Genomic DNA, 13,985 nt, shown 5'->3' on the forward strand with positions numbered 1-13,985 from the left:
GAAGACCGGAAACCGGCTCTCAGGTAAAACAAGGGTAGAATAAACATGACCAAGACCGTTCTGAAGCCCGACTGGGCCGTCGCCACTCTCAGACTCGACCCGGCACGTTTTCCGCAACAGGTCACCTATGGAAAAGGCAATGGCGCGACCGATGTCGCCGTCACTCTCGATGAACGGGGCGCCGTTCTGAGAAAGGTTCTGTCCTCTTCCGGCCTGCCTTTGTCCTTCGCTTTGCCAGCCCGCGCCTTCAAGGGCGTCGCCGCCCGCGCCATCGACCATGGCGATGGACAGGTAACGGTGACGCTGGAGCTGCACCACGACGATCCGGACCTCTGCGTTCCGCTTCTTGTCGCCCACGATCTCTGCGATATCGCCGCCGACTGGCGCAGCTGGTCCGAGGCCTACCGTATTCCCATGCTGATGGTGGAAGCCGATGGCGTCGCCCGTCCGCTGGAAGAACATCTCGGCAAGGTGCGCACCCAGAATACCCGCCCGCGCCGCCGCCATTCCTATTTCGCGGAGCGTCGCCCGCGCTTCCTCGTTCGCCGCTCCACCGGTTCGCTGGGCATGAGCATGAAGATCGAGGGCAAGGAAATCATCGCCCGCAGCTGATAATCTTCAGCCAGACAAATCAAAAAGTCCGGCGCGGATGACGCGGCCGGGCTTTTTCATTTCGTGTTTTCACAGGCTTACGCCAGCAGGAGCGGCAGGATGAGGCCCGCGAAAATCAGCACGCCGACGCGGTTGTTGGATTTGAACAGCACGAGGCACTGATCGACATCGTCGATATCGAGCACCCAGACCTGCCGGAACAGCATGATCGCCGCAGCGGCAAGGCCGCTATAGGCAATGACGTTAACACCCGCGACCCAGAACGACAGGAACATCATGACAAGGGCTGTGCCATAAAGGAAAACCAGCCAGCGATGTGTGTTCTCTCCAAACAGCAGGGCGGTTGAACCGATGCCCACGGCGGTGTCGTCTTCCTTGTCCTGATGGGCGTAGATTGTATCATAACCGATCGTCCAGGCGATGGAGCCGACATAAAGCAGGACAGCCGGCCAGGCGATCGATCCGAACTGTCCCGCCCAGCCCATCGGCGCACCCCAGGAAAAGGCAAGGCCGAGGAAAAATTGCGGCCAGTTGGTGAAGCGCTTGGCGAAGGGATAGATTGCCACGAAGATCAGCGAGAATATGCCGGTGGCGATTGCGAAACTGTTGAACTGCAGGAGCACGACAAGCCCCGCTAGCGCCTGCAGGACGATGAAGAGCTTGGCCTGCGACCGGCTCACGCGGCCGGAAGGCAGCGGCCGCGAACGGGTGCGCGCCACGGCCATGTCGATCTTGTGGTCGGCCAGATCATTATAGGTGCAACCCGCGCCGCGCATCGCCACCGATCCGATGAAGAACAGCACCAGATGCCAGATCAGCGTCGCCCAGGAAAAGCCGCCGCTCGTCATCGCGACATTTGCCGCAAGGGCTGCGGACCAGAAACATGGCCACATCAGCAATTGCCAGCCGATGGGGCGATCCCACCGGGCCAGCTGCGCATAGGGCCAGAGGGGCCTCGGCAAAATCCGATAGACCCAGTTATTGGATGGCGCGTCGGAGACGCGATCTGACAAATCGCTGTGGTTAACCATGGGATGGTTCTACAGCATCGGCGGGAAAATCGGAATGGATTTCAGCACCCGGCCGCACACGCGGAAAAGCCCCGCAGCGGTTTCGCCACGGGGCTTTTCAGGACCGTATCGCCGCTATTTATCAGGGCAGCGAGAAATTGAACTTGTAGCTCGCCTGAACGCCGATGATGAACTGGTTCTTCGAACCGCGCTCGCGCACCAGCGAACTGTCGGCGGCGTCACCGGTCAGGCGGCGATATTCCGCAAACGAGCCGACTTCGGCGTTTTCGGTGACTTTCCAGGTGATGGCGGCGCCGATGCCAGCGGAATGCAGGCCGCCGCCGGGGCTATAGGGCGATGGCGCGCCGGCAGCCGTCTGCGCGGCACTTACGCCGTAATAACGCTCGTTGTATTTGCTGCTTACCCATGTCGCGCGCGGACCGGCGGAAATCTGGATGCCGGGGGCGATATCGGTGAAGGCATCGACGGCAACATCGCCGACCACGCCGCTATGGCTGCGAATGCCCTGACGGACTTCGCCGCGAACGCGCAGCCAATCGGTCGGATAGGCCTCGGCGAAACCGCCGAGCTCGCCGCCGCGCTTGATGCGGGTCATGCCCTTCAGATCGGACGAGTCGCCCTCGTCGCGCGGGGACACCAGCTTTCCGGCAAGACCCATGCTGATCGGACCGTTATCCAGAAGCGAGATAGAGGCGCTGTCATTGCGCGAGGTGAAACGCGCGCCCTGGCCCTGGCGGCCGAGCGAAATGATGGGCGAGAAGCCGAATTCATTCTTGTTGTCGCCCTGATATTTCGGTGCGGTGAAACCCGCGCCGCCGAGCTTCAGATACCAGTCGCCGGAAAACCAGCCTTCCGCATGGGCATTGCCCACGGCAAAAAGCGACAGGACACAGGCGGCGGCTGCCGCTGATGGCTTGAACATGAAAGACCCCAGAAACGCAATACAGACAGGTGTCCGTAGAATTAGAGGGATTGTCTTTCCATTTCATTAACCAGCGCGGGTTGAAATTCGCCTCCTGCGGAGGGTGGCGATAAGGCCTCAAAACCTCACCTCCGTCATGCTCGGGCCTGTCCAGAGCATCTGCGACCGAAGGACTTTACGCAACGTGGATAGATCCTCGGGACAAGCCCGAGGATGACGCCGCGTGTGCGGAAACGTTCGTCATTCGGCCGTGGTCAGAATGTCACCTTCTCCAGCGGCGCGCGCGTCTTTTCGAATTCCAGCAGCTTCGCCTCGTTCTGCGCAATGTAGTCGCGACTATGCGGGACGGCATCGCGATCCTTGGCGATCTGGATCTGGAAAATGTGGAAATTTTCATGGGTAAAGGCCATTTCCGAACCCGCCAGATAAAACTCCCACATGCGGAAGAAGCGTTCGTCATAAAGCGCCACCGCTTCGGCCCTGCGCGCCACGAAACGTTCGCGCCAGTGGCGAAGCGTATGGGCGTAATGCATGGGCAGGATTTCGATATCCTTCACCAGCAGCCGCGATTTTTCGATGGCCGGCAGCACCTCGGCAAGCGAGGGAATATAACCGCCGGGGAAAATATATTTTTCGATGAAGGGATTGGTCGCGAGCGCCGGATAGGGCTGGCCGATGGAATGCAGCACCATCACACCCCTGTCGTCCAGCACCTCCGCCACCTTGTCGAAATAATCCCGATAATGGGTCGGCCCGACATGTTCGAACATGCCGACGGAGACGATGCGATCGTATTTTTTCGAAGCCGGCAGGTAGCGGTAGTCCTGCAATTCGAAACGGACATTGGCCGCAAGGCCCCGTTTGGCGGCGCGGTCGCGGGAAACGCGCAGCTGTTCTTCGCTGAGCGTGATGCCGGTCACATCCGCACCGGCGCTTTCGGCAATATACATCGCCATGCCGCCCCAGCCGGAGCCGATTTCCAGCACGCTCTGACCCGGCTCGGTCATCAGCTTGGCGGCAATGTGCCGTTTTTTGGCAACCTGCGCTTCATAGAGGCTGATGCCGGGCGGATTGAAATAGGCGCAGGAATATTGCCAGTCCTCATCGAGGAAGAGATCGAACAGCTTGGCGCTCAGATCGTAATGATGGGCAACGTTGCTCTTGTTGTGGTTGACCGGCAGATGCATCTTGATGCGGGCGGCGATGATGCGCGCCATGCCACGCCAGATCATGCCGAAGGACAGGGCCTCGCTTAGCGTATTGCCTTTGACCAGCGCCAGAAAATCGTAGATGTCGCCTTCCGCGACCTTCGCCCGGCCTTCCATATACATTTCAGCCAGCTTCAGCGCCGGATCGGCGGCGATCTCCTGCATGGCGGCTTCGTCGGTGAAGTTCAGAACCACCTTTTTTCCCGCGCCGTTGCCGAATGTGCGGCTGCCGCCCGGGCTGTTGACGGTGAGATCACCGGTCTTGATTATCTTTTCGAGAAGAACATGCAGAGACGACGCCATGGCACCCCCAATTGCTAAGTCTCACTTATCAATTTCCCTGACCGTATTCCTTTCGGCACAAGTTTCAAGATAGTCTTATTTCAAAAAAATTGAACGATTTCATCAAGCAAAAAGCCCCGCCGGGGTATATGGCGGGGCTTTTTGGTAAAAAATCATTTCAACCGCAGGTCAGCGTCGCTTCATGGCTTCAGCCAGAGCGGCGGCCAGCGCACCACCGGTTTGCGACCCCTCGTTGCGCTCTTTCGGCTTGGCTGTCGCGTGCCGCATGGCGCTGGCATTGCCCTTCTCGCGCATCGGCTGCGGCGCTGCCTCGCCGCCATCCTTGCGCATGGTGAGACCGATGCGCTTGCGCTTCACATCCACTTCCACGACCCGCACCTTGACCACATCGCCCGCCTTGACGACCTCATGCGGGTCTTTCACGAAACGGTCGGCGAGCTGCGAGACATGCACCAGCCCGTCCTGATGCACGCCGATATCCACGAAAGCGCCGAAGGCGGCGACATTGGTGACGGTGCCTTCCAGCAGCATGCCCGGTTTCAGATCGGTGATCTCGTCCACACCCTCGGCGAAGGTCGCGGTCTTGAAGCTCGGGCGCGGGTCGCGGCCGGGCTTTTCCAGTTCGGCGATGATGTCTTTTACGGTCGGCAGGCCGAATTGCTCGTCGATGAACTTCTTCGGATCGAGCGCCTTCAACGCGGCGCTGTCGCCCATCAGCGAGCGCAGATCGCGGCCGCAGGCGGCAACGATCTTTTTCGCCACGCCATAGGCTTCCGGGTGAACCGAGGAAGCATCCAGCGGCTCCATGCCGTTCGGGATGCGCAGGAAGCCGGCGCATTGTTCGAAGGTGCGCTGGCCGAGGCGCGGCACCTTCAGCAGTTCCTTACGACTGGCGAAGGGGCCGGTCTGGTCGCGATGGGCGACGATGGCATCGGCAATAGAGCTGCCAAGACCGGACACCCGCGCCAGAAGCGGCGAAGAGGCGGTATTGAGATCGACGCCGACGGCGTTCACCGCATCTTCCACCACAGCATCGAGCGAGCGGCTGAGACGGCCCTGATCGACGTCATGCTGGTACTGACCGACACCGATGGATTTCGGCTCGATCTTCACCAGTTCCGCCAGCGGATCCTGAAGGCGGCGGGCGATGGAGACGGCGCCGCGCAGCGAGACATCGAGATTGGGGAATTCGGCGGCTGCCCGTTCCGAAGCGGAATAGACCGAAGCGCCCGCCTCCGAGACGATGACCTTGGTGGGCTTTGCCCCCGAAGCCGGCATCTGCGCCAGAAGATCGGCGACCAGCTTTTCCGTCTCGCGGCTGCCGGTGCCATTGCCGATGGCGATCAGTTCGACATTGTGCTTGCGGATGAGGACAGCAAGTTCCGCCTGCGTGCCGCGCACGTCGTTCTTTGGCGGGAAGGGGTAGACCGTCGTGGTATCAAGCAATTTGCCGGTGCCATCCACCACCGCCACCTTGACGCCGGTGCGGATGCCCGGATCGAGCCCCATGGTGGCGCGGGAGCCGGCAGGGGCTGCCAGCAGCAGATCCTTGAGATTGCGGGCGAAAACATGGATCGCCTCTTCTTCCGCGCGCTCGCGCAATTCCCGCATCAGATCGAGCGAGAGCGACATGGAAAGCTTCACCCGCCACGTCCAGCCAGCCACTTCCATCAGCCATTGATCGGCGGGACCGGCATTGCGGATATCGAAGGCGGCGGCGATGGTGCGCTGTGCGGGCTTGACCGGCGAAGGATCGTCCGCATCGACATCGATTGTCAGCGTCAGCACTTCCTCGTTCCAGCCGCGCAGCATGGCCAGCGCCCGGTGGCCCGGCACCGTCGCCCAGCGCTCGAAATGATCGAAATAGTCAGAGAACTTCTCACCCGACGCCTGCTTGCCGTCCACCACCTTGGCCCGGAAGGTGGCGTTCTGGCGCATGTAATCGCGCAGGCGGCCGAGAAGATCGGCATTTTCCGTCATGGTTTCCGCCACGATGTCGCGTGTGCCCTCGAGTGCAGCCTTCACATCGGCCACCTCGCCCTGAACATAAGCTTCCGCCAGCTTCGCCGGATCGGCGGCGCGGTTTTCCCAGATGGCTTCTGCGAGCGGGCCGAGACCGCGTTCGCGGGCGATTTCCGCACGGGTGCGGCGTTTCGGCTTATAGGGCAGATAGAGATCTTCCAGCTCCGCCTTGGTGCCTGCCTGCATGATCTTGACCATCAATTCATCGGTCATCTTGCCCTGACCGGTGATGGAATCGACAATGGAGGCGCGCCGCGCATTGAGTTCGCGCAGATAGACAAGACGTTCCGAAAGCGTGCGAAGCTGGGTGTCGTCCAGCCCTCCCGTCACTTCCTTGCGGTAACGGGCGATGAAGGGAACGGTCGCACCCTCGTCCAGCAGGGCCACCGCCGCCTTTACCTGATCGGCGCGGGCGTTGATTTCGGTGGCGATGAGCGAGGCGAGGCGGGCATTGTCTGCGGTCATAGGGGACTCTTGGGGGTTCTCTGCTTTCACGTCTGGAGCGGCGAACATAATGTCTGATTGTGGCGTGACAACAAGAGGCGGCAACGATTCCACAGGAAAGGCGGCGTTCAAGGGAAAGACGGGCATTTGCGGCGCTTTCTCCTTGACCTTTCGCCCCCCTGCCCTTAACGCCCCTGACACAAGGTTACTGGCGAATTTGCAGGGGTATTGACCATGAAAGTTCTGTTGATCGGTTCCGGCGGACGCGAACATGCGCTGGCGTGGAAAATTGCCCAGTCTCCCCTGCTCGATGAGCTTTATGCCGCCCCCGGCAATCCCGGCATTGCCGACCATGCGACGCTGGTGGCGCTGAAGGTGGAAGACCATGCGGCCGTCATCGCCTTTGCGAAAGAAAAGGCAATCGACTTCGTCGTGGTCGGCCCGGAAGCGCCGCTGGTTGCCGGTCTTGCGGATGACCTGCGTGCCGCCGGCATCGCCACTTTCGGCCCCTCGAAAGCCGCCGCCCAGCTTGAGGGTTCCAAGGGCTTCACCAAGGATCTTTGCGCGCGCTACGATATTCCGACCGGTGCTTACCAGCGTTTCAAATCCGCAGAGCCGGCCAAGGACTATGTTCGTGCGCAGGGCGCACCCATCGTCATCAAGGCGGACGGGCTTGCCGCCGGCAAGGGCGTGACCGTGGCCATGACGGAAGCGGAAGCGCTTGCCGCGATTGACGACTGTTTCGACGGCGCTTTTGGCGCGGCCGGCGCCGAAGTGGTGGTGGAGGCCTTTCTCGATGGCGAGGAAGCGAGCTTCTTCTGCCTTTCTGATGGCAAGACGGCGCTGGCGCTCGCCACCGCGCAGGATCACAAGCGCGTCGGCGATGGCGATACCGGCCCGAATACCGGCGGCATGGGTGCCTATTCCCCCGCCCCTGTCATGACATCGGCCATGGTGGAGCGCACCATGAAGGAGATCATCGAGCCGACGATCTCGGGCATGGCCAAGGATGGCAATCCCTTCTCCGGCGTGTTCTTCGCAGGCCTGATGATTACCGCCAAGGGCCCTGAACTCATCGAATACAATGTCCGTTTCGGCGATCCCGAATGCCAGGTGCTGATGATGCGCCTGAAAAGCGATCTGCTGCCGATCCTCTACGCCACCGCCACCGGCACGCTGGACAAGGTTGAGGCGGAATGGCGCGACGATGCGGCGCTGACCGTCGTTCTCGCCTCGAAGGGTTATCCCGGCACTTACGACAAGAATACGCCGATCGCCCATATTCCCGAGGCGAGCGAAGAGGCGAAGGTGTTCCATGCCGGAACCGCGCTGAAGGACGGCAGGCTGGTGGCGACGGGTGGACGCGTGCTGAACGTCACCGCCCTTGGAAAGACCGTGACGGAAGCGCAGTCCCGCGCTTATGCGCTGGCCGACAAGGTGGAGTGGGAAAACGGCTTCTGCCGCCGCGATATCGGCTGGCAGGCCGTCGCGCGCGAAAAGGCCTGATCCTTAAGGCAAACGGGATTGGACGCGAATATTTCGTTCAATTTTTACCAAGTTTGCTGACCCGATGGAAACGAAACATCGGTAATACTTGCCGGAACATTGAATGGCGCATTGTGTCTCGAACACGAGGCCGCGCCGTCGTTTCGGGGGTTTTTCGATGCGTCGTCTTTTTCTGACAGCGATTGTCGCGCTGACCGGCGGGTCGGCGATGGCGTCTTCCATCGAATATATAAACGGCGTGCATGTGGCCAATGGCAGCTTCATTCGTCGCGACTGCGCGGGCTGCAAGCCCATCAAGGGAAAAGCCGTGGCGCAGGGTTATGCCGTTCCCTCCATTGAGCCGGGCACGCAGCACACGGAAATGCGCGAAGTCGACGGCAAGCGCACCCTGCTGCGCACCGAAGCCTGGCTTGGCGGCGCGCCCGTCACCTTCGTCAGCACCAATCCCGCATGGATGGCGGAAACCTCCAGCACCGCCATCGCGACCTATGACGACGCAGAACCCGTGGCACATCCCGCTGAGACGGTTTCGACACCGGCCGGCATCGACGTGACGACGACCACGGCAGCCGTCAAGGAAATCTCCACCGAAAACGCAGCCGAACCGGCCAGCGCCTCGGTGATCGGTGCCCCCCAGTTCCCGGATTTCAAATTGCGCGGCAATTGACCGGCCGATGACGCATTCATGACGAAGGTCAAATAATCGCGTCCTCGCTGCATTCCCGAAATGGGGCCGCAACCATGCGGGGAATATTGCTTTCTCCGCCGCCTATTCTGCCTGTCGGGCCTGATAAAGCTTTCGCTAATTAAATATTTATTCAAATTTTTAGCCGCTAAGTGCGTCTATAGTGCGATGCAGCACAGGATGAGGCCGCGGCGCGGACACGCGCTTTTGGGCCCTTTTATCGCGCATCATGCGCCTCTCCCTTCTCCGAAACATCGGTACCGCGCGGCGTTTTCAGGCGCGCGATCCCAAACGCTTGTGAGCGCCCATGAAGAACCTTTCCATTTCCCGTCAGTTGATCGTTCTCGTGGTGGCCCTGATGGCCGCCTTCGCCGTGGCGACGTTTTACCAGCTGAAATCCGCCACCGATGCCATCTATGAGGAACGCTACGGCATGCTGCGGACGCAGGTGCAATCGGCGATCTCCATCCTGCAATCCTTCCACGACAAGGAAAAGGCCGGAACGCTTTCGCGCGACGAGGCCATGAAGCAGGCTTACGCGACTGTCAGCGCCATGCGCTTCACGCCGGACGGCTATCTGTTCGGTTACGACTACGATGTGACGATGAAGTTCCATCCCGATGCCAAGCGCGTCGGCGAAAGCTTCAAGGGCAAGCCGGACAGCAAGGGTTTCGCCTATCGCGACGAGCTGGTGCGGCTTGGCCGCAATGGCGGCGGCCAGACGGATTTTTACGGTCCGAAGCCCGGCATGGAAGGCAATGACTACGCCAAGAGCTCCTATGCGCTTGCCTTCGAGCCGTGGCAGGTGGTGGTCGTGACCGGCGTTTATATCGACGATCTGAACGCGCAGGTGCGCGGCGAGGTGATGAAGGCGCTGTCCATCGGCGCCGCCATCTTCGTACTGGCGCTTGCCGCCGCCTTTTACGTCATCCGTGGCATCTCGAAGCCGCTTGGCGACATTCACCGTGCGCTCGGTGAAGTGGCCAATGAAAACGTCTCGCTCGCCATTCCCCATACCGGCCTGACCAACGAGGTGGGCATGATGGCGAAGGCCACCGCCTCGCTTCAGGACAAGGTGCGCGAGCGCCATGCCATGCAGCGCCGTGAGGAAGAACAGCAGCGGCAGCTCAATGCGGAACGCCAGAACAATCTCGACATGCAGCGCGACGAGGCGGAGTTGCAGGCGCGTGTCGTCACCACCATCGGCGAGGCGCTGGAAAAGCTGGCGGGCGGCGATCTGACCGTGCGTTGCGGCGATCTCGGCAACCGGTACGCGGCGCTGCGCGACAATTTCAACGAGGCCCTGATCCATCTCGACGCCGCCATGGCCAAGGTGAATTCCAAGAGCATCGACATCGGTGGCTCCAAGGAAGAAATCCGCAAGGCCTCCAACGAGCTTTCGCAGCGCACCGAACGGCAGGCTGCCAATCTGGAAGAAACCTCGGCCGCTCTCGATGAATTGACGGTTGCGGTGCGCCAGACGGCGGAAGGGGCGGCCGACGCCGCCAAGCGCGTCACCACCGTCAGCTCCGAAGCCATCCGCAGCGACCGGGTGGTGGAAGAAGCGATTACGGCGATGAGTGGTATCGAACAGTCATCCGACCAGATTTCCAACATCATCGGCGTGATCGACGACATCGCCTTCCAGACCAACCTTCTGGCGCTGAATGCCGGTGTGGAAGCGGCGCGTGCGGGTGAGGCCGGCAAGGGCTTTGCCGTGGTGGCGCAGGAAGTGCGCGAACTGGCGCAGAAATCCGCGGCCGCCGCCAAGGAGATCAAGGACCAGATCGCCCGCTCTTCCGCCCAGGTGGAAAACGGCGTGCGCCTTGTCGGCGAGGCCGGCGATGCGCTGAAACGGATTTCGGATCAGATCAAATCCGCAAACGAAATCGTCAGCAAGATCGCCCATTCGGCCGCCGAACAGGATACGACATTGCGCTCGATCTCCTCGTCGCTCAACCAACTCGATGTCGCCACCCAGCACAATGCGGCGATGGCGGAAGAAACCACAGCTTCGGCGGAAGCGCTGGCCGTGGACACCGAGGAACTGCTGAACCTCATCCGCGGTTTCCGTGTCTCTTCCGGCCACCAGCTGCATGCGATGGCGCATGAGATGCGCATGGCGGGGTGATGCGCCCGAGAGCTATCGATGAATACAGGCGCTGGGGGAAACTCCGGCGCTTTTCTTTTAGAGCATTTCAGGAAAAGTGGACCCCGGTTTTCCGTCCGGAAATGCGCCAAAACAAAGAGTTAGAGTGTTTTCGCGATTCGAAGAAAAGCGAAAAAACTCTAACGGGTCAGCGCATCCAGCCGGTCGATATCGGCAGGTGAAAATACGGCAATACCGGCTTTTTCAAGCAGCGCCGCCGTAACCCCGTTGCCCGCGTGTTTGACGCCAGAAAACGAACCGTCATAGATCGCAACCGACCCACAGGACGGGCTACCGTCGATCAGAAGCGCGTATGTGCAGCCATTGGCCCTGGCGAAGGCCAGCGCCCTTTCCGCGCCGGCGATAAATTGCGCCGTGACGTCGCCGCCGGTCACTTCCAGCACGCGGGCGCGGCCCTCCAGCACATCGAGACCGGAGGCGCGATTTTCGATTTCCGCCGGCGGGCGCGGCACGGGCATGCCTCCCGCCATCTCCGGACAGATCGTCACCAGCCTGCCCTCCTGCCGCCAGCGGTCTATCGCCGGGTGGGAGAAGGGTTTGCCTCTGCCGTCGTAACGGACCGGCTGGCCGAGGAGGCAGGCGCTGATGAGGATTTTGGGGGTGGTGTGGGTCAATCTAAAACGATCCCGGCAAGCGTGGAAGCCGAAAATACCCCCCTCTGCCCTGCCGGGCATCTCCCCCTCAAGGGGGGAGATCGGCAAGAGGAAGGCTCCCCGCAAAAATTCGCGACACTAGAGGTGATCGAGAGGCTGCCACAATTCGATCTCCCCCCTTGAGGGGAGATGTCCGGCAGGACAGAGGGGGGGGTGAACCGCGCACACTGACATGTACGGCTACCCCAACGCCCCTCACCCCGTGATCTTCGAGAAATCCGCAACCGTTCCAGTCGCTTCGCGGATGGCCTTCAGCAGCGCCAGACGGTTGGCACGGATGGCTGCATCCTCATCATTGACCAGCACATCCTCGAAAAACTTGTCGACAGGCGCGCGCAGCGTCGACAGCGCCTGCATGGCGGAGCGGAAATCCTCGCCCGCAACGGCCTTCGCAGCGTCGGCGGAGGCAGACTTGATCGCCGCGTAAAGCGCCTTTTCGGCATCGAGCTTCAGCAACTCTTCCGAAACGCCATCGGCGACCACGGTACCCTTCTTTTCCTCGGCAGCCAGAAGCTGGGTGGCGCGCTTGGCGCCTGCCAGAAGGTTACGGCCATCCTCGCCGGTGATGAAGGCGGTGAGCGCCTCGACACGGCGGGCGATCATCAGGAGATCGTCGGATTCCGGCGTCAAAACGGCGTCGATCAGATCATAACGCGCGCCGAGATCGCGCAGATAGACCTTCAGGCGATCATGGAAGAAGGAGAGAAGGTCCGGGTCCTTCGCAACGCTCAGCAACGGAAGCCGCACGTTCTTCTCAAGCAGAATGCGCACCACGCCCAGCGCCGCACGGCGCAGCGCGAAGGGATCCTTCGAACCGGTCGGCTTCTCATCGATGGCCCAGAAACCGACGAGTGTATCGAGCTTGTCGGCCAGAGCGACCGTGATCGCCACCTTGTCGGCCGGCAGACGATCAGAGGGGCCCTGCGGCTTGTAATGATCTTCGATGGCGGCGGCCACACTTTCGTTTTCGCCCTGCAGCGTCGCATATTTACGGCCCATCAGGCCCTGAAGCTCTGGGAATTCACCGACGGCTTCGGTGCGCAGGTCGGCCTTGGCCAGCACCACGGCACGGTCCACCAGATCGGCATCGGCACCGACAACCGGGGCCAGCGCCTTCGCCAGTTCGCGAATACGGGCCACGCGCTCACCCTGCGTCCCGAGCTTGGCATGGAACGTCACGTTCAGCGCATCGAGCTTGGCCATGCGCTGGTCGAGCGGCTTCTTGAGATCGAGGTCGAATTTCGCAGCCGAATCTTTCAGCGTTTCCAGATCGGGCAGATCACCCTGGTCGCGGTTCCAGAAATGGCGGGCATCCGACAGGCGGGCGCGCACGACCTTGCCATTGCCATGGATGATTTCCTTGCCGCCATCGCTTGCCTCGATGTTCGAGATCAGGATGAAGCGGTTGGAAAGGCCCTCTTCCGCACCCTGATTGCGGGTGACGAAACATTTCTGGTTGGTCTTGATGGTGAGGCGAATGATTTCCGCCGGGATTTGCAGGTAATCTTCCTCGAAGGTGCCCATCAGCACCTGCGGCCATTCGACGAGGCCGGAGACTTCTTCCAGCAGGCCTTCGTCTTCGACCAGATCGAGACCATTGGCGAAGGCCAGGTCCTTGGCGTCGTGCAGGATGATATCCTTGCGGCGCTCGGCATCGAGAATGACCTTCGCCTTTTCGAGGCTCGAGACATAGTCCTCGAAACGGCGCACGGTAATCGGGCCGGGTGCATGGAAACGATGGCCATAGGTGACGTTGCCGGCGACGATGCCGTCAATCACGAAAGGAATGACCTGGGTTTCGTCATGTTCGGGGCCGAACAGGCAGACGATGGATTGCAGCGGCCGCACCCAGCGCAGGCTTTCCGAGCCCTTGCCTTCGATACCGGCATAGCTGGAACCCTTCGGCATGGAGGCCGGGCCGGAGCGCATGGATTTCGGCCAGGGGAAGGAGCGGATGATGCCAGGCATCACCTCGGCGATGATCTCTTCCGCCGGGCGGCCGGGCTTGTTGATGATGGCGATGTAGAAATCGCCCTTCTTCGGATCGGAAACGACCTGCGCTTCCGAAATGTCGTTGAGGCCGGCGCCGCGCAGAAAGCCCTCGATGGCCTTTTCATTGGCGTCGGTGCGCGGGCCCTTCTTTTCCTCGCGCACATCAGCGGAGCGGGCGTTGAGGCCGCGAATATCCAGCGTCAGGCGGCGCGGCGTCCAATATTCGCGCGCACCCTCATAGGTCAGCCCTCTCTCCACCAAGGCATCGGTGACGAGTTTCTTCAGATCGCCCGCCGCCTTGCGCTGCATGCGGGCAGGGATTTCCTCGGAGCGAAGTTCAAGCAGAAGATCGGGCATGGGATAAGGACTTTAATCTGTTGCAAAAGAGTGTCGCGGACTTAGCAAGACCAGCGGCAAAAGTCACCAGCTATCGGTTA

Annotated in this window: 9 protein-coding genes and 1 pseudogene; 4 read left to right on the forward strand and 6 right to left on the reverse strand. The window is 61.1% G+C overall.

Annotated elements, in window-relative coordinates; all coding sequences use genetic code 11:
• The first annotated feature begins 45 nt into the window (after positions 1-45).
• On the forward strand, positions 46-612 hold the full coding sequence (locus ACIK7D_RS04690) for a DUF6101 family protein (protein ID WP_003503226.1): 567 nt from the start codon (positions 46-48) through the stop codon (positions 610-612).
• Between the two features lie 77 nt (positions 613-689).
• Here ACIK7D_RS04690 and ubiA read toward each other — a convergent pair whose 3' ends face one another.
• The 4 genes and pseudogenes from ubiA to ACIK7D_RS04710 form a co-directional block, all read right to left on the reverse strand.
• The gene (gene ubiA / locus ACIK7D_RS04695) at positions 690-1,643 is read right to left on the reverse strand and encodes a 4-hydroxybenzoate octaprenyltransferase (RefSeq protein WP_400155725.1); all 954 of its coding nucleotides are present in this window, start codon (positions 1,641-1,643) and stop codon (positions 690-692) included.
• Between the two features lie 121 nt (positions 1,644-1,764).
• On the reverse strand, positions 1,765-2,565 hold the full coding sequence (locus tag ACIK7D_RS04700) for a MipA/OmpV family protein (protein WP_031234593.1): 801 nt from the start codon (positions 2,563-2,565) through the stop codon (positions 1,765-1,767).
• A 254-nt stretch (positions 2,566-2,819) separates the two neighbouring features.
• A complete protein-coding gene (locus ACIK7D_RS04705; RefSeq protein ID WP_174022391.1) occupies positions 2,820-4,076 on the reverse strand; it encodes a cyclopropane-fatty-acyl-phospholipid synthase family protein in 1,257 nt (418 codons plus the stop codon).
• 293 nt (positions 4,077-4,369) lie between these two features.
• Positions 4,370-6,563: pseudogene (locus tag ACIK7D_RS04710) on the reverse strand (Tex family protein); the annotation flags it as partial.
• A 213-nt stretch (positions 6,564-6,776) separates the two neighbouring features.
• Here ACIK7D_RS04710 and purD point away from each other — a divergent pair.
• The 3 genes from purD (at position 6,777) to ACIK7D_RS04725 (ending at position 10,864) form a co-directional block, all read left to right on the forward strand.
• Positions 6,777-8,048, forward strand: coding sequence for a phosphoribosylamine--glycine ligase (purD, locus tag ACIK7D_RS04715; protein WP_400155726.1), 1,272 nt, complete (start codon positions 6,777-6,779; stop codon positions 8,046-8,048).
• A gap of 157 nt (positions 8,049-8,205) precedes the next feature.
• On the forward strand, positions 8,206-8,715 hold the full coding sequence (locus ACIK7D_RS04720) for a plant virulence effector HPE1-like domain-containing protein (protein ID WP_174022394.1): 510 nt from the start codon (positions 8,206-8,208) through the stop codon (positions 8,713-8,715).
• A gap of 325 nt (positions 8,716-9,040) precedes the next feature.
• Complete coding sequence (locus ACIK7D_RS04725) at positions 9,041-10,864, forward strand: methyl-accepting chemotaxis protein (protein ID WP_137002931.1); 1,824 nt, start codon at positions 9,041-9,043, stop codon at positions 10,862-10,864.
• Positions 10,865-11,022: 158 nt separating this feature from the next.
• On the opposite strand, the gene ACIK7D_RS04730 is transcribed toward ACIK7D_RS04725, so the two are convergent.
• Together ACIK7D_RS04730 and glyS are read right to left on the reverse strand one after the other, a co-directional pair.
• The gene (locus tag ACIK7D_RS04730) at positions 11,023-11,517 is read right to left on the reverse strand and encodes a DUF523 domain-containing protein (RefSeq protein ID WP_400155727.1); all 495 of its coding nucleotides are present in this window, start codon (positions 11,515-11,517) and stop codon (positions 11,023-11,025) included.
• Positions 11,518-11,751: 234 nt separating this feature from the next.
• Positions 11,752-13,905, reverse strand: coding sequence for a glycine--tRNA ligase subunit beta (glyS, locus tag ACIK7D_RS04735; RefSeq protein WP_400155728.1), 2,154 nt, complete (start codon positions 13,903-13,905; stop codon positions 11,752-11,754).
• Between the last annotated feature and the right edge of the window lie 80 nt (positions 13,906-13,985).

The sequence above is a fragment of the Agrobacterium sp. P15N1-A genome (assembly GCF_044626815.1).
GTDB lineage: Bacteria > Pseudomonadota > Alphaproteobacteria > Rhizobiales > Rhizobiaceae > Agrobacterium > Agrobacterium leguminum.